Below are 16,615 nucleotides of genomic sequence, written 5' to 3' on the forward strand. Positions count from 1 at the left end.
TTTCTTGCCCATGTCCACCACCGAGATTCCCGCGCCCAAACGCTCCCTGTCCCTTGGCGTGATCTTCCTCACGCTCTACATCGACCTCATCGGCTTCTCGATCATCTTCCCGCTCGGGCCGGACCTGCTCAAACACTACCTCGCCGTCGACGGCCAAAGCGGCCTGCTCGGCTGGCTCCTAGAGCACATCAACGCCCTCGCCCGCACCCTCGGCAACGAAACCCACCTGCCCGAGGTCCTCTTCGGCGGCATCATCAGCTCGGTCTTCTCGATCCTCCAATTCGTCTTCGCGCCGTTCTGGGGCACGCTCTCCGACAAACGCGGCCGCCGCCCCATTCTACTGCTCACCGTCGCCGGCACTACCCTCAGTTACCTGCTCTGGGTAATCAGCGGCTCGTTCTGGCTGTTCCTGGCCGCCCGCGTGATCGCCGGTGCGTTTGGCGGCAACCTCTCCGTCGCCACCGCCGCCGTCGCCGACGTCACCACCCGCGCCGAACGTTCCAAGGCGATGGGCCTAGTCGGTGCCGCCTTCGGTCTCGGCCTGGTCACCGGCCCGATGATCGGCGCGTTCACCGCCCACATCAACCTGCTCGACCGCTTCCCGGGCCTGGCCGCGTGGGGCATTAACCCGTTCTCCGTGCCCGCCCTGTTCTCGCTGGGCATGAGTGCGGTTAACCTGGTGTGGATCTACCGCCGCTTTAGCGAAACCCGCCCGCCCGAGGCACGCGTTGTCCCCGGCGAAACCCGCCTGCGCAACCCCCTCGGCGCCATCCTCTCGCTGGCCGACGCGCGCATCCGCGGCGTCAACGTCGTGGCGTTTGTTTACTCGATCGCCTTCGTCGCGATGGAAGCCGCGCTGGTTTTTTTGAGCGCTGAACGCTTCAACTACACCGCCCGCGACAACGGCCTGCTCATGGGCTTCCTCGGCCTGTGCTCGATCATCACCCAGGGTTTTATCGTGCGACGCCTACTGCTGAAAGTCCCCGAGACCCGCTTACTGGCCAGTGGTTTACTCATCTCCACGGTGGGCCTGCTGTGCATCGGCTTCGCGCCGGTGCCCTTCTGGCTTTACACCGGCGTCGGCCTGTTGGCGCTGGGGTCCGGCTTGGTTAACCCCTCGACCACGGGACTCATTTCCTTGTACGCCGGAGCCGACGAACAGGGCCGGGTGCTGGGGATTTTCCGCTCGCTCGGCTCGCTCTCGCGGGCGATTACGCCGATCAGCGCCGGCATCGTGTTTTGGACACTGGGCGCGAAGGCCGTCTTCATCGGTGCGGCGGTGATGGCGATCGGTGCGTGGATCGCCAGCACCCGCCTGCCGCAGCCGGTGAAGTGAGTGGTACGGACGCCGCATAAACTACGCCTCGTGGCCTTGAGCGTGAGCTCAAGGTGTTTGCCCTTCGCGAACACACTCCTCGGGGCCTCGAGCGTGAGCTCAAGGTGTTTGCCCTTCGCGAACACACTCCTCGGGGCCTTGAGCGTGAGCTCAAGGTGTTTCCCCTTCGCGAACACACTCCTCGTGGCCTTGAGCGTGAGCTCAAGGTGTTTGCCCTTCGCGAACACACTCCTCGTGGCCTCGAGCGTGAGCTCAAGGTGTTTGCCCTTCGCGAACACACTCCTCGTGGCCTTGAGCGTGAGCTCAAGGTGTTTGCTAAAACGCCAGCGGCATCTGCGCCGGAGCTGCGGCGGCGGGAGCGCCGGCCGAAGCGGGTGACGCCGGCTTGGGCCGATACGGGGCGAGCGCCCGGGCCAGGGGGCAAGTGGCGACTTCGATCGGCTGACCTTGGCGGTAGCGGGCGAGCAGTTGCACCGAGCGCTGGGCGAGCATTCGGCGGACCTCGCGGCGGCGGCCTTTGACCAAGGGAATCACCATGGTGTCATAGCCGGTGGTTTGATGGCGCATCCAGGCGATGGTGGCCGCCTCGGCGCGCTCCTCGATGGGAATGCGCTCCGTGCGCGCCACCGTGCCACTGCCCACCGGCACGGCGTGATCGGCAATGAGTTTCGCCATCAACTGCGCCTCACCGCGAAAAGCGGGATGGAAGTTAAGAAACGCCTGCACGGCCGCACGGAAATCCTCGGCGTAGACGACCTGTTCGGCGGCACGGCGGTTGCGCCCGGCGGCGAGTTGGCGCTGGTAGGCTGGGTCCTGGAGCTCGGCGGCGCGTTCAGTCTGAAGCGCGGCGATGCGTGTAGCCGGCGCCCAAATACCACGCGAAAAGCGTTTATTGCCCTTCATCTCAACCACCGTCCAAGTCGGCCCGTCCTGCTTGATGCGCTTGCTCAGGGCGGCGTCGCCGGGCGGTAGCAGGGCCCAACCGGCCGGTATCGCCAGCACCCGGGTATCAGCAGCGAGGACGTGGCCGGGCTTGGAAAACGGACGGACTTCACGGGTTTCGGTAGGCATGAAGTCGAAGCAAAGCGGGCGCCTCGCGGGCGTCGAACCATTCTGTTTTTTAGAGGAAACACCTGAGGCGGACCGTTCGTGGGCAGGCCCGACGGGTTAAACTCCCGCGTAAACGCCATTGTGTTAGCCACGCGCCGTGGAAACGATCCGGCTATGACAACTCCCTCCTGGCAAGTCCGCTTCGAACTCAAGACCTGCACCGCCGCAAAAATCACCACCGCCATTCCCGCCAAGGCGATCGGTGTCGCCGTGGTTTACGCGGTGGGCGAAGCCGGCGAAACCATTTACCTGGTACTCGAATCGCGCGCGGGCAGCCTGCGTGATTTCTGCGTGAAACGCCTCGCCACCGCCAAAATCCCGGCCGGCACCGCGCTGACCGTATCCTTTAAAGCCATGCCTTTGGCCGACACCACGCCCGAAGCCGTCAGCGCCGCCTGCCGCGAGCAGGTCATCGTCGCGGGTGCCCTGCGCCGCGAACTGCGCCCGGCGATGCGCTGAGTTTCGGTAACAAGCAAAGTGTCGGATCAAACCAGCGCAGTTTGGCCGCGAAAGAACGCAGAGAGCGCAAAGAAAAACCCATGTATTTCTATGCGTTCTCTGCGTTCTTTCGCGGCTAAACGGATCGAAGTGTTTTTGTTTTTCAGGGCGGCAGAATGCGACAACTCGGATGTTACTGCCTACGCCGCCAGCAGACCGATCAAGCCGCTGGCGGCGATCACCGCCACCACGTTCGCCCGAAAGCGGTGTAACGCCACAAACGCCCCCACGACCAGGCCGACGGCCAGCCAATCCACGCTCGCCCAACTTCCGCCCGGCACCAGCACCTGCCAACCAAACCACACCGCGAGGTTTAAAATCACGCCCGCCACACTCGCCGTCACCGCGCTCAGCGCCCCCGCCAGCTGATTATTTCCGCGCAACTGCTCGATGTGAGGCGCACCGAGAAAAATCCACAGGAAACAGGGCACAAAGGTCACCCACGTGGTGATGGCTGCCCCCAAGCTTGCCGAGGCGAGCGGGCTCAACGCTCCCGGCTGATTCCAGCCGCCAAGGAAGCCCACAAACTGCAGCACCATGATGAGCGGCCCGGGGGTGGTTTCGGCAAAAGCCAACCCGTCGAGCATCTGCGGGGCGGCCAGCCAGCCGTGGGTTTCCACCGCGTGCTGGGCCACGTAAGGCAACACCGCGTAGGCGCCGCCAAAAGTCACCATCGCCGCCTTGCTGAAAAACACTGCCTGGTTCACCCACACCGAGTGCCACCCCAGCAGCACGCCAATCACCCCCACCGGCGCGAACCAGAGCACCACGCAAACCGTCACCACGCGCACCGCCCGCCGCATCGTGGGCAACACGCCGCAATGCCACGCCGCATCAGCAATCACCGCCCGCTCGGTGACGCGTTCGGTAATATCAGCAGGTGATGAAGCCCCTGCCCTCACCCCGAGGCCGCCGCCCATTGGCGCAAACACCTCCGGCGCCAGCCGCGCTCCGATCCACCCCACCAGCAACGCCCCCACGACGATGAGCGGGAACGGCGTTTTAAGAAAAAACACCAGGGCGAAGGCCGTTATGGCAATCGCCCACAGCGGCGCGTTGTGCAGCGACTTTTTTCCGATGCGCAACACGGCTGCGACCACGATGGCCACCACCGCCGGTTTCAGCCCGTGAAAAACGGCAGCCAGCCACCCGATGTGCCCATAAAACACATACACCACGCTTAGCGCCCAAAGCAGGAACGCCGATGGCAACACGAACAAGACGCCGGCGACGATGCCGCCCCACGTACGATGCAGTAACCAGCCGCAATAGATGGCCAGTTGTTGAGCTTCGGGGCCGGGAAGCAGCATGCAAAAATTCAGCGCATGCAGAAAGCGCTGCTGGCCGATCCACTTTTTGCGCTCCACGAGTTCCTGTTGCATGAGGGCGATCTGCCCGGCCGGCCCACCGAAGCTGATAAAGCCTAGCTTGAGCCAGAACCGGAACGCCTCACGAAAAGTAGGATGACCCGCCATGGTTGCCGAACGTGCGCAACGCCTCACCCGAGGCGAGCCTAGTTGTGCAAAGCAAACCAGCGAAGGAATCCGGCAGCTTGGGTGTGCCTGCGCAGAGGGCGCATATTCAGGTTATTCGTGTCGTTTCGTGTTTTTCGTGGGCTACAACCCGAAAAACGTCCGCGCCGTCTGGGTCGTCGCCTCCGCCAACTTTTCCACGCTCACCCCGAAAACCCCGGCGGCGTAGTCGGCGGTGTGGCGCATAAACGCCGGCTCGTTGGGTTTGCCCCGATGCGGCACCGGCGTGAGGTACGGCGCGTCGGTCTCCAGCATCAGCCGGTCGAGACCCTGGGCGAGGGCCGACGCCCGCACGTTCTCCGCATTCTTATACGTGAGTACACCGGTGAACGACCCGAAGGCCCCGCGTTTCACCAACTCGGCCATCTCCTCGGGCCCTTCGCTAAAGCAGTGAAACACCACGCGGGTCCAGTCGACGCCGCTCGCGTCGATCATCGCCACGGTCTCGGTAAACGCCCCCCGGGAATGAACCACCACGGGGCAGCCCAGGCGCTGGACGATTTTCAACTGGAGGGCGAAGGCGGCCTGTTGCCAGGCGAAGATTTGTTCGGCCCGAGCCGCGTCGTCCTTGGGCAAATGAAACCGATCCAACCCGCATTCGCCGAGGGCGACGGGCTTTTTTCCGTCCGCCCAAAAACCCTCAATTTGAGCGACCTCGTCAGCCCAGTTTTCCCGCACCGAACACGGGTGGAGCCCGACCGTAAAGTGAACGACGCCGGGATGCGCGACGGCGAGATCGCGGATCAGCGCCCAATCCTCGCTATCAGTACCAATGGAAATCATCGAAGTGACGCCGGCCGCGCGGGCGCGGTCGAGCACCGCGGGCAGCTCGCCGCGCCGGGCAAAGCCATCAAGGTGGGTGTGGGTATCGATCAGGTGCATCGCACCATGACGGCATGGCCCGCCCGCAGTGCGCGAGGCAAAACCAAACCCACGGCGACCGATGGGGCGGTTATACTCGGGTTGGGTAGCAACGATAACTCCAACCACCCTGAGCTCACGCTCAAGGCCACACGCTTCGTGAGCACACTCCTCCTCACCCCACTCTCCGCTGCCTCAAACCGCCCCGATGCGTTGGTTAAAGCGTCACCCTTTTCCCGTCAGGTACAGCGGTGCGTAACGCTCCTGCAGATAACGCAAAAGGTACTTCGGGCTTAGCTCGTCACCGGTCACCCGCCGGACCAACTCCAGCGCTTCGTAGCGCCGTCCCTGCTCGTGGATCTGCGTGCGCAGCCAGCCCAGCAGGCGAGTGAAATCCCCTTTCTCAAAATCGGCGTCCAGCTCGGGGTACACCTTGCGCACGGTAAACCAGAGCTGGGCGGCGATCATGTTACCCAAACAATAGCTCGGGAAATACCCGAACGCCCCACCCGACCAGTGCACGTCTTGCAACACCCCGACGCGGTCGCTGGTCGGTGTAAGGCCGAGTAACTTTTCCGAGAGCGCGTTCCATGCCGACGGCAGGTCGGCCACCGAGAGTTCGCCGGCAAACAGCCGCCGCTCCAGCTCGAAGCGTAGGAGAATATGGAGGTTGTAATGCACCTCGTCAGAATCGACGCGGATGAGTGTCGGTGCGACTTCGTTGACCGCCAAGTACAGGTCGGCGGACGATACATCGGCGAGTTGCGCGGGAAATTTTTCACGGAAACACGGCTCGAAAAAACTCCAGAAGGCGCGGCTACGCGAGACCTGGTTTTCCCACAGGCGGCTCTGCGATTCGTGTACACCCATGCCGGCGTTCTGGCCGAGCGGCGTGCCCTGAGCTGCGAGTGGGAGGCCCTGCTCGTAGAGCCCGTGGCCGGTCTCGTGGATGGCCGAAAACAGCGAATCGAGCGGGTTGTCGGCGTCGAAGCGCGTGGTCATGCGGATATCGGCTCCTGAGCCCTCGCAGAAAGGGTGGAGCGAAACGTCGATGCGGCCGCGACGGTAGTTGAATCCGAGTTTTTCGGTGACCTCGCGCAGGAAGTCGCGCTGGGACTCGACGGGGAAGTTTTTGAAAATGCCTGGCTTGGGGCGCACGGGAGAAGCGGCGATGGCGCGCACGAGCGGCACGAGGCCGGCCTGCAGTTCGGCGAACAGCTCGGTCAGTTTCGCGGCGGTCAGGCCGGGATCGTGTTTGTCGATGGCGTAGTCGTAGGGCCGGTCGCCCCAGCCGAGGAAGACGGCCTCCTGGCGGGCGAGGTCGAGGTGTTTTTGGAGAAACGGGGCGAACGCCGCAAAATCAGAATGCTCCTTGGCGGCGGCCCAGGCGTGGTAGGCGGCGCTGGAGTGGCGGGCCTTCTCGGCCACAAACGCAGCAGGCAATTTGACCACCCGCTCATAGTCGCGGCGCGCCTCTCTCACCACCACCGCCTGATCCGCCCCTCCCGCCACACCGCCCCCGGCCAAAGTGTCACCTATTAGGTGACACTTTGGATTGGCGAAGGTGGTGGACTCCAGATCGCGGAGGAGTTCACCGATTTCGGGATCGGATGCGGCGGCGTGCTGGAGTTCGGCGAGCAGGGTGAGTTGTTCGGCGCGCTGGTCGGCGCTGTCGGCGGGCAAATTAACCTGTTCATCCCAGCCAAGCAGGCCGGCCACGGTACCCAGATAATGGGCACGGTTGAGTTTGGCGACGAGGCGCTCGTAGGCGGTGGCAGTCATGGCACCATGCAAGCACAGCCAACAAAGATCGCGAAGCGAAGAATCGCCGCAGACGGACGTACGAATCAAAACGGGCTATCCGCCTTCATGCGCCACGGGAGCCTGGACTCGAACTCATTGCCGCAGGTTGAGCCGGCAAGTTCGCGGTAAACCAACTCACGTACAAGGTGAGCTTAACTACAGGGGCTCTTGGGTGCGCGGATGCTTTGCAGAAAACACCCTGTGCTCACGCTCAAGGCCACGAGGAGTGGGGTGACGCGGAGTGGGCTCACGAAGCGTGTGGTCTTGAGCGTGAGCACAAGGATGTCGTAACCCCTTACTTGAACGCTAACCCGTATCACCGCCCACCTGACCTGCGCGCTTAATTCCTCAGACAGACTGGAAGTCTGCGCTACTTTTCAGAAAGGATTACGTCTTCTGACCGTTGTTGCACACGTAGTGAGCCAACGAACGGTTCATGTTGTAGGCTTTGAGCGAGGCGTCGGCGGCAACGTTGTTGCTCTCAACGAGGAACCGGGGGGAACGCTGCAATGCGACCTGCTCCTGTTCGGCGGCAGTGACGATGAGCACCATCAGCTCGGCTTTATCGGGCAGGCGATAGGCAGGGAAATTCGCATGCGCGGCAAGCCAGCTGACGGTTTTTTGAAAAGGACTGGTTTCGGGAGCTCTCACGGCGGCACAGTGCAGGAAGAATCCGGCGCGAGTCAACGGGCGGAATGAGCCGACGCGCAGATTAGGGTGAAAACGGGTAGCATGGAGCCGTGCGTTTACGCTGAAAACACCCGCCCTTGAGGGGAAATTGGCGCTACCTACGCACGCAGCCGGCGAAGACGCCCGACCACGTGGGTTCGTCGAAACCCACCAGACCCACCCCGGCCAACGCACCATTGGCACCGGTTGAATCACCCGATCCGATGACGAAGGGGCGTTTCACCAGGCTGCCGTTTCCGGCCAACAGCGTGAGGGCTTCGGCCTCCGATAAGGTGGGCAGCAGTTCGCCGACTTTGAGCTTACGGTACTCCACCCCCGAGGTGTTGAAGAGCTTGCGCAGCGCAACCCGGCCTCCGAGGCGGCGGAGCATCGCGCGCAACTCGGCGGGCGATGGCGGGGTTTCGCGGATCGGCTTTTCGTCAAAATCGATGCCGTGTGCGTCCAGCCATTTTACCGCGCGGCGGCAGGTATCACAGTTGGCGTAAGTATAAAGCGTGAGCGTGGACATCGGTGTTTGGTTTAAGGGCAAAAAGTGGCGCAGACTTCCAGTCTGCTCCGGTTGGTTCTTGTAGCGGTCGCAAAGCAGACTGGAAGTCTGCGCTACTTTTATCGGAGCAGACCGGAAGACTGCGTCACTTGGCCAGTCATTATCCGCCTCATTTCACCCAGTCGGTCGATTTCACCAAAAACTGCCAGGTGCCTTTGAACGTGCCCAGTTCGCCGTAAAAAGTGAGGTTCCCCTCTTGGTTTCGGCGTTGGGCGTAGAGGCGTTCGCGGATCTCTTTGCGCGGGCCGTAGACGTCGTAGATTTGACCGCGCACCTCGATGCGGAGCAGACGATCGTCGAGCGCCTGAGCTTTGACGCGAAAGAATTTACCCGTCCACGTGCCGTCGCGCAGATTCGCTTCTGCAGGGAGCTGGGCGAGCTCCACAGCGGCGGAGAAATCCGTCTTGGCCAAATCCACCTTGCGCGCGGCCGCATCGCCGTCGTCCTCGCGGCCGGCCGCTTCTCGGGTGAGCGGGGTAAATTTACCGGGCTGCCCATCGGTGACGGTCTGGAATCGTGCGGTCAGCGGGAAATGATCGGAGTAGCCGCGCCCCCCCGCGCCTTCCGCGCTCCAGCGCACGGGCAGCAAGTCGGCGGCGTCGGCGTTGAGCCCGGCGAAGCGGGCGACGGCGAAGGAGTTGTCCACATAACGCACGCCGGTCTGATCGTAGAGGCCGCGGGTGATCAGCAGGTGCATCAACGTCCCCCATTCACCCGCGTAGACGTCGCTGCCGCGTTCGGCCTCGGCCAACTCGAACCACAGGTTGTAGAGGTCGCGGGTCGAGCCGCGGATCGCCAGCTCGTTGCCCTGCGAACCGAGCACCTCGTTGATCCCGGTGGAGGGGAATTTACGGTAACGCCGCTTCTGGTTGTAGTGGGAATTCAGGTCACCCCCGATGACGATGTCGGCATGAGGATCGGCCTTCAAAAGTTCGTCGAGACGGCGGCGCAACACGGCGGCATTTTCGAGACGAATGAGCTCCATTTTAGCGTCGCTGGCGCCGGCTTTCCAGTGGTTGTTGAACACCGTCAGCAGATAACCGTCCACGTCGAGTTGCACCTCAAGCAGGTTGCGGGCGCTGCTCATCGCGAAGGTGCGCACCGTTTTTATCGGGAGCCGGGTGAACACCACGTTCTTGATCGCAGGGCGAGCGCGCAGGTCGACCACCTCGTCCGCGTTGGGCCCAGCGCCTTCGGCTGCAGCGTCGCCATCACCGCCGCTGACTACGGAGTAGCCAACCATTCCTCGATCGACAAAGGCCTTAAGCAAAAGCGCCTCGGCGGGCAGGTCGGCGATCTCGGGCGTGAAGTCAGGGCCGAGCATCCGCTCGATGGTCGTACCGGCGTAACGCTTGAGCAGTGCCGGATAATCCGGCGGGCGTTTCCCCGGCGTGTGGTCGATCTCGATTTCCTGAAACAAAATGACTTCGGGCGGGTTGCCGACGGAACCCGCGCGGGCAACGACGGCGGCGATATTCTGCAGCTTGGTCAACGCATGGGCAGGCGTGTAACGCGCCGGTTGGTAATCGTCGTAAACCGCCACACCGTCGGCGTCGTGAAGATTTTCCACGTTATAAACCATGACCGTGAACGGCCGCGCCAGCAACGAGGACGGTGCCAGAGCCAGCAGCAGGAAAACCCATGGGCGGGACGCCCATGCCACACCGAACCGAGTCCACGCAGAATGGGCGTTCCGCCCATGCATGGCCTCAGAGTGGCACTGGCGTCCCGCCCGTGGGATTGGCTCGATCATGGACACGCGGTTACACTACCTCTCATTCGCCTTATTTACGAAACAGCGCATCGAGCGAACCAAAGCTCTTGAGCGGGGCTTTGGGCTTGGTCGTCGTCACCGGCAACGGGGTAGATTCACGCGGTTTAACCGGTTCGACAACCGGCGCGGGAGCGGACGCCGCACCGAGCTTGGGCACGGCAGATCCGAGCTTGGCGCTTGTCACTCCCGCCTTCGCCGACTGGCTCTGCTTGAGTTCGGCGAGGGTGCGTTCGAGTTTTTGCACCGAGACCGGTTCGGCCGTGCCCAACTCCTGGGCAAACAAACTCACCCGCAACTCCTCCACCTGCCAGCGCAGCGCCGCCACTCCGAGGAAGGGCGCGAGTTGTTTGGCCCGCTCGGTGTCTTTGACCTGGGCCTGTTTCCAGCGGTCGGCGCGCAGCTTCATCGCCTTTAGATAACGCGGGAAATGCGCCAGTTGCGGGTAAGGCGTCACCCGCAAAAAGTCCGCTGGCACCAGCGCGGTCAGCTCGGGGCCTTGCCCGCGATAAGGATGCGCATGCACCAACAGCGCCTGGCGCAGCGTGAGGATTTCCCGGAGCAAATCGACCAGGCGCGGCACCAACCCGAGCAGGTCGGCTTTGGTCTTCATGACCGCGGCGGCGAAGGCGGCGGCGGTGAGGGTTTTAACGCGCGAAGCGGCGCAGGCCCAGTGCCGGAGCGCCTCGTAGGCGTGTTCGCGCAACGTCTCGGTGGTGCCGAGGGTCGCGAGCAGCGCGCCCAGCTCGCGCAGTTGTTTCAAATCTTTGTGCAGGCAGGCCAGCGGGTGCGCGAGTTGCCACTCCATGAGCCGTCCCAGCGCCGGGGCAGTCGCCACAGCCGCCTCTTCAGGGGTTTTAAATAGTCGCAGCGCCACACCGCCGCCCGGACCGTTTTTGAGTCCAGGAAACGCATACACCTCCACGCCGGATTGGTCACACACGTGGACGCGCTCGGGCACGTCGCCAAACTTCCACTCCGTCTGCTCGCCCAGTTCGTGTTTGGCGCGGGCGCGGCGCCAGGCGTCGGGGTCTTCTCGCGAAACACTCGCGCTGGCCTCGCGCTGGTGCGCGGCGATGGCGAGGGCGATCTCCGGCAACTCGCGGCTGGCGCAGATTTCGTGGCCTTCGTCATCGACGACCCGCACGCGTACGCGCAGGTGGTCGGGCAGCGGGCGCTCTTCGGCAAACACGCTGGCGTTGATCTTCAACTTGAGCCGTTCGCCGATCAAAATCGCGAGCGCCTCGGGCAAGGTGTGGCGCTGGGCGGTGAGGCGCGTGTGTTGGGCGGCGGTTTTGGCCAACTGCCGCGCGGCGTCACCGAGCGGCACAAAGTCGCGGCGCAGCTCCTTGGGCAGCGCGCGTAGGTAATGTTCCACCTTGGCCGCGAGGTGGCCGGGCACCGCCCAGTCGAGCGCGGCGGGCGTGAGATCGGCGGCGACGCGCACCGGCACATCGAGGGTAACGCCGTCGTCGGTCTGGCCGGGTTTGTAGGCGTAGTTCAGCGGCAGCGCGGCTTGCTGGAGCGGCATTGCCTCGGGGTAGGCCTCGGTGTCGGCCTGCAGTTCTTCGGGGTCGCGCAGGTCGTCGGGCGCAAACATGAGGAAACGCGGCTCGGCGCCTTTGCGCTCGCGGACGAGGTCGACCAACTCGGCGACGGAGGAGACGCCCGCAAACGGGGGATTGGAAGCAGCCTCCAAAGTGGCATGGGCGTCCCGCCCATGATTGCGATCAGTCGATCCCACGGGCGGGACGCCCGTGCCACGTCGATCCGCTCCGGCGTGGCATGGGCGTCCCCGCCCATGGGTTTGCGTGTCTGACGTGGCATGGGCGTCCCCGCCCATGTCGGGGCTCGCCGTCGATCCCACGGGCGGGACGCCCGTGCCACTTCCGGCACCTTTGCCGCTTTCAGGAATCAGCCGAGCGGCGTAGAACCGGTAAATCCCCTCGTCGAGGTTAAGGTAGCCGCTGTCGCGGGTGCGGGTGAGCAGGTTTTCGACCTCTTCGCGCACGCCCCGGTTGTGGGCGATAAAATCCAGCGGCCACGTCACCTGGTCGTTAACTAGCGCCTCGCGGATAAATATCTCCGTGGCGTGCACCGGGTTCACCTTGCCGTAACTGACGGCGCGCGATTCCAGCTCCAGCCCGTAGAGGCGGGTGCGTTGTTTAACCATCACGCGGCCGGCGTCCTGATTCCAGAACGGCTCGCTGTGGGCAACCTTCACCACGTGCGAGCCTAGATCGAGCGCCCAAAGCGGATCCATCCGCGCGGAGGTGCGGGCAAACAGCCTCGTGGTTTCCATGATCTCCGCCGACATGATCCACCGCGGACTCTTGTTGTTTTTTGAATCGTTTTTTTGACGCGGGTCTTCACCCCGCTTGGAGTGCGATTTCTTCTCGTCGCGCACGAACAAGACTGAGCCGGGAAACAGCGCGACGCGGCGGTCGTGAGTCGCCTTGTAGCCACCGTTGTCGTCGTCGCGGGTCGCGATGTTGCCCAACAAACCGGCGAGGATGCTGCGGTGAATGGCGCGGTAGCCGGGCGAGGCGAAGGCGGTTTTGTCCGCGTTGATTTTGTCCGCCGGGATGCCATCGAAAATCGAGGTGAATTGAAAATCCTTCCGCTGCTCCATCACGTCGAGCAGTTGCGAATGCACGTCGCGCCACTCGCGCATGCGCGTGTAACTCAAAAAGTGGTCTTTGCAGAAGCGGCGCAGGCGGGCCTGGGACAGGCGGTCGAACTGCTCGTGGTAGGCGTCCCAGATGTTGAGCAACGCCAGGTAATCGGAGTCCGGGTGGTTAAAGCGACGGTGGGCCAAGTCGGCTTTTTCGCGCGCCTCCATCGGGCGCTCGCGCGGATCCTGAATGCTCAAGCCCGAGGCAATCACCAAGACTTCGCGCACCGCCTTCTCGGTACGGGCCTGCAAAATCATGCGGCCCACGGTTGGGTCCACCGGCAGGCGGGCCAGTTCACGTCCCACGGGCGTGAGTTGGCGCGCGGCTTCGGTGGCGTTGGAATCGAGCGCGCCGATTTCCTCCAGCAGCGCATAGCCGGCGCGAATGGACTTGGCCGCCGGCATGTTGATGAAAGGGAATCGCTCGATGTCGCCCAAGCCGAAGGCCTTCATGCGCAAGATCACGTCGGCCAGGTTGGCGCGCTGGATCTCGGGCTGGGTGAAGCGCGGGCGCTCGTTAAAATCGGCTTCCGAATACAGGCGGATGCAGACGCCGTCGGCGACGCGGCCGGCGCGGCCCTTGCGCTGGTCGGCGCTGGACTGGGCGACCGCCTCGATCGGCAGGCGGCGGGTGCGGGCCTGCGGCGAGTAGCGGCTGATGCGCGCCAGGCCGGTGTCCACGACGTAGCGGATGCCGGGGATGGTGAGGGAGGTTTCCGCGATGTTGGTCGCGAGGATCAGTTTGCGCCGCTGCGATGAGGCGAACACGCGCTGCTGCTCGGAGTTGGAGAGCCGGCCGAAGAGCGGGACAATTTCGGTATTCGGCAAACGGCGACCTTCGAGCAGCTCGGTGGTTTCGCGGATGTCGCGCTCGGCCGGGAGGAAAACCAAAATGTCGCCCGAGGCGCTGTCGCGCAAGATGCGCTCGACGGCCTCGGCCGCGCCGTCGATGTAGTGCAGCGCCTCGGAGCGCGAGGAACGTTCGTCACCCTCGGCCGCGTCGCTGCCGAGGGAATCGAGCGGGGCGTAGATGACCTCGACCGGGTAGGTGCGGCCGGAGACTTGGACGATGGGCGCGCCGTCGAACGCCTTGGAAAACGCTTCGGTGTCGATGGTCGCCGAGGTGACGATGATTTTAAGCTCGGGGCGCTGATGGCGGAGGTTGCGAAGGTGGCCGAGGAGGAAGTCGATGTTGAGAGAGCGCTCGTGGGCCTCGTCGAGGATGACGGTGTCGTAGGCGCGCAGCATCGGGTCGTTCTGCACCTCGGCGAGCAGCATGCCATCGGTCATGAACTTGATGACGGTGTCGCGGGTGGTGCGGTCATCGAAGCGGATCTTGCAGCCGACCGGGCCGCCCCAGGGGACGTTGAGCTCCTCGGCGACGCGGCGGGAAACGGACAAGGCGGCGACGCGGCGCGGCTGGGTGCAGGCGATGACCCCGCGCACGCCCCGACCGGCGGCGAGACACATTTTGGGGATCTGGGTGGTTTTGCCCGAACCGGTTTCGCCGGCGAGGATGATGACCTGGTGGGCCGCGATCAGGTCCACGATCTCGGAGGCACGCGAACTGATGGGCAGTTCGGGAGGGAAATCGATGCGGAAAGCAGGCGGAGAACGGTCGTCGGAGCGGGCCACGTTTTTTTAAAGGAAGCGCACCGTGGCACTGAAGTGCGGCACCCGCGAGGGGTTTTTTGCACCAAGTCTGGCTGAGGCGGCCGGCTGGCTTGGAACGTGCTTTTAAGGTGACTCCTACTTACGCCCACCTTTCCCATGACGATCCTTCTAGATAGCCGTAAGCTGCTCGCGTTTACCACCCTAGCCCGCGTGGGCAGCTTCACTTTGGCTGCGCACGAGTTGAACCTCACGCAGTCGGCGATCAGCCACGCGATCAAGGCTTTGGAGGATGATTTATCGTGTCGGCTGTTCGATCGGCTGGGGCGGCGGGTGACGTTAACCGCGCCCGGCAAACACCTGCTCGATCATGCGCACAAAATCATAGCCGAGATGCAACGCGCCCGCACCGAGCTGGCCACGTGGAGTAAATAACCCAACGGGCCACGAGGCCCGCCGAAGAAAAAAGTAGCGCAGACTTCCAGTCTGCTTGGTGTGGGAGATGGCGAAAGAGAGAGAGTGCGTGTGAACGTAGTTAGGCGGATTTTATTTTGGCAGTAACCACGAGGCAGAAGCAGACTGGAAGTCTGCGCTACTTTCGCAAAACAGGCGCGCTTTCCGCAAAATCTATGCCTCGCCAAGGGATCGGTGCATTTTATGTTTGCCTAGGGCGTCCGAGGCCCGTGTGGTTTGCCTCCCTTCCCTGCCCGGGTGGTGGAATTGGTAGACACGCAGGTCTCAGAAGCCTGTGCCGAAAGGTGTAACGGTTCGAGTCCGTTCCCGGGCACCATTTTTGTAAGTGACTATTTACGAGGGAGAAAGAAAAGTGAGGGTTGACCAAAACAGGCCAACTTACAACGCCACTTACAACACGTCCAGCTTTGTGCTGTTTCGTTTCGTGATGTGTTTGGGCACTAAAAAACCGCTCCCTTTTGAGGAACGGTCGATGGCTTAGGTGATGCCGAGGGGTGCTAATTTGGGTTTTCGGGTGCCGAAACAGGGAAGGAAGTCACTTTTAAAAAATCTATGTCTAGAAAAGGGTCGGCGCTGGGCAAATCCCCTCCGACATACCCCGGCTTGCGGAGTACCTACCCGAATATTTTAGGGGGGGGGCCTCAGCCGGTGCAGATGCACTCATTCCCCGTCGGCCACCTGCGCACGATCAGCCCCGATTTGCTCAGCCGACCAGCTCGGCCAGGTGTAGGTCGTGCAACCGCAGGTAGCGCCGCCGATGGTGGCAGCGATGCGACGGGACCAGCAGGACGGACACAAACCAGTTGGTGCGGGGGTCGGGCCGATGCGCTCGAGGTGGTCGCTCAGGTCTTTACATCCTGCGTCGTAAGTAAACCCGACAACCTCCCGCGCTCCACCAGCGTAAGCCTCCCGCGCCCAACCAGCAGCAGCTTCCCGGCCTGCGGCGTCGGCGTCCTGGGCGATGGTGACGATCTTTCCTTCGAGTTGATGGGCGATCTCCCCGAGCGCGCAGCCAGCGCCGGTGACGCAGATAAACCCGATCTTCGACAGGTCGCGTCCGGCCAGGCTCAGCACAACAGCGGCGGCGAGTAAATCGGGCGGACCCTCCACCACCACGATCTCGTCGTGCTCGGGGCCGACGCTGGCGATGGGGTAGCGGGCCGAGGTGCCGGGCAGGGTCTTGGCCTTGGAGTCGATGCCGACGAACACCTGGCCGTCGAGTCTCCGGGCTTGTGCGTTGCGCCGGGTGGAGTCGGTGACCACCCAACACGGCCAGGTCGTGCCGTCGTCGTAAATACCGCCGACGAACAGCAGACCGCGCTCCACCAGTACCTCGAGCCCGGCGGCCGATGGCCAGCGGCGAACGGTGGCGATTTGGCGCAGTTCCTCAGCGGTGGGTCGGCGCAGCTCAGGCAGTGGTCGGGCGGGCTTGCAAACAGGCTTTGGCGGTGCCGGCCGTGGTGCAGGGCGATAGGCACCACGATCTCGGTGATCGTCGTCCCCGACCAGCTCAGCGATGCGGCGGCGGTGCTCATGGCCAGCGGCTCCAGCGTTGGCGATGCAGCCCCATTTCCCGCTCTCGAGGATGACAAGGTGCTCACCACTGCGGTCGGTGCCGACTTCAGCGCAGGCCGGGCACCTGGCGGTGGTTTTCCCGCTCAGTACCCGGATGTGCTCGAGCTTCGATGTGTTGATGCTCATGGCCGTA

Annotated in this window: 12 protein-coding genes and 1 tRNA gene; 4 read left to right on the plus strand and 9 right to left on the minus strand. The window is 63.4% G+C overall.

Translation table 11 applies throughout. The features are described 5' to 3' along the window. Positions 1 to 10: 10 nt before the first annotated feature. Positions 11 to 1,336, plus strand: coding sequence for an MFS transporter (locus H2170_14380; protein MCS6301261.1), 1,326 nt, complete (start codon positions 11 to 13; stop codon positions 1,334 to 1,336). 315 nt (positions 1,337 to 1,651) lie between these two features. Here the strand turns inward: H2170_14380 and H2170_14385 are convergent, their stop codons facing one another. Next, on the minus strand, positions 1,652 to 2,407 hold the full coding sequence (locus H2170_14385; protein MCS6301262.1) for a DUF2293 domain-containing protein: 756 nt from the start codon (positions 2,405 to 2,407) through the stop codon (positions 1,652 to 1,654). A 153-nt stretch (positions 2,408 to 2,560) separates the two neighbouring features. Between H2170_14385 and H2170_14390 the strand changes: the two genes are divergently transcribed. Then, a complete protein-coding gene (locus H2170_14390; protein MCS6301263.1) occupies positions 2,561 to 2,905 on the plus strand; it encodes a hypothetical protein in 345 nt (114 codons plus the stop codon). A gap of 179 nt (positions 2,906 to 3,084) precedes the next feature. On the opposite strand, the gene chrA is transcribed toward H2170_14390, so the two are convergent. The 7 genes from chrA to hrpA form a co-directional block, all read right to left on the minus strand. Further along, complete coding sequence (gene chrA, locus H2170_14395) at positions 3,085 to 4,419, minus strand: chromate efflux transporter (GenBank protein ID MCS6301264.1); 1,335 nt, start codon at positions 4,417 to 4,419, stop codon at positions 3,085 to 3,087. Positions 4,420 to 4,560: 141 nt separating this feature from the next. Further along, complete coding sequence (locus tag H2170_14400; GenBank protein ID MCS6301265.1) at positions 4,561 to 5,358, minus strand: TatD family hydrolase; 798 nt, start codon at positions 5,356 to 5,358, stop codon at positions 4,561 to 4,563. 204 nt (positions 5,359 to 5,562) lie between these two features. Then, complete coding sequence (locus H2170_14405; GenBank protein ID MCS6301266.1) at positions 5,563 to 7,119, minus strand: carboxypeptidase M32; 1,557 nt, start codon at positions 7,117 to 7,119, stop codon at positions 5,563 to 5,565. 408 nt (positions 7,120 to 7,527) lie between these two features. Then, positions 7,528 to 7,791: a hypothetical protein gene (locus H2170_14410; GenBank protein ID MCS6301267.1), complete on the minus strand. Its 264-nt coding sequence runs from the start codon at positions 7,789 to 7,791 to the stop codon at positions 7,528 to 7,530. 133 nt (positions 7,792 to 7,924) lie between these two features. After that, on the minus strand, positions 7,925 to 8,338 hold the full coding sequence (locus H2170_14415; GenBank protein ID MCS6301268.1) for a Spx/MgsR family RNA polymerase-binding regulatory protein: 414 nt from the start codon (positions 8,336 to 8,338) through the stop codon (positions 7,925 to 7,927). 148 nt (positions 8,339 to 8,486) lie between these two features. After that, the gene (locus H2170_14420) at positions 8,487 to 10,082 is read right to left on the minus strand and encodes a hypothetical protein (GenBank protein ID MCS6301269.1); all 1,596 of its coding nucleotides are present in this window, start codon (positions 10,080 to 10,082) and stop codon (positions 8,487 to 8,489) included. A gap of 79 nt (positions 10,083 to 10,161) precedes the next feature. After that, complete coding sequence (gene hrpA / locus H2170_14425) at positions 10,162 to 14,457, minus strand: ATP-dependent RNA helicase HrpA (GenBank protein ID MCS6301270.1); 4,296 nt, start codon at positions 14,455 to 14,457, stop codon at positions 10,162 to 10,164. 135 nt (positions 14,458 to 14,592) lie between these two features. Here hrpA and H2170_14430 point away from each other — a divergent pair, with 135 nt between their 5' ends. Both H2170_14430 and H2170_14435 read left to right on the plus strand, forming a co-directional pair. Further along, positions 14,593 to 14,868, plus strand: a complete 276-nt coding sequence (locus tag H2170_14430) for a LysR family transcriptional regulator (protein ID MCS6301271.1) — start codon at positions 14,593 to 14,595, stop codon at positions 14,866 to 14,868. 270 nt (positions 14,869 to 15,138) lie between these two features. After that, positions 15,139 to 15,223: transfer RNA gene (locus H2170_14435), tRNA-Leu, on the plus strand. Positions 15,224 to 15,567: 344 nt separating this feature from the next. Here the strand turns inward: H2170_14435 and H2170_14440 are convergent. Next, positions 15,568 to 16,608 carry a hypothetical protein gene (locus tag H2170_14440; protein ID MCS6301272.1) on the minus strand — a complete coding sequence of 347 codons (1,041 nt, stop codon included), beginning with the start codon at positions 16,606 to 16,608 and terminating at the stop codon, positions 15,568 to 15,570. Positions 16,609 to 16,615 lie beyond the last annotated feature (7 nt).

Source organism: Opitutus sp., from assembly GCA_024998815.1.
Taxonomy (GTDB): Bacteria; Verrucomicrobiota; Verrucomicrobiia; order Opitutales; family Opitutaceae; genus Rariglobus.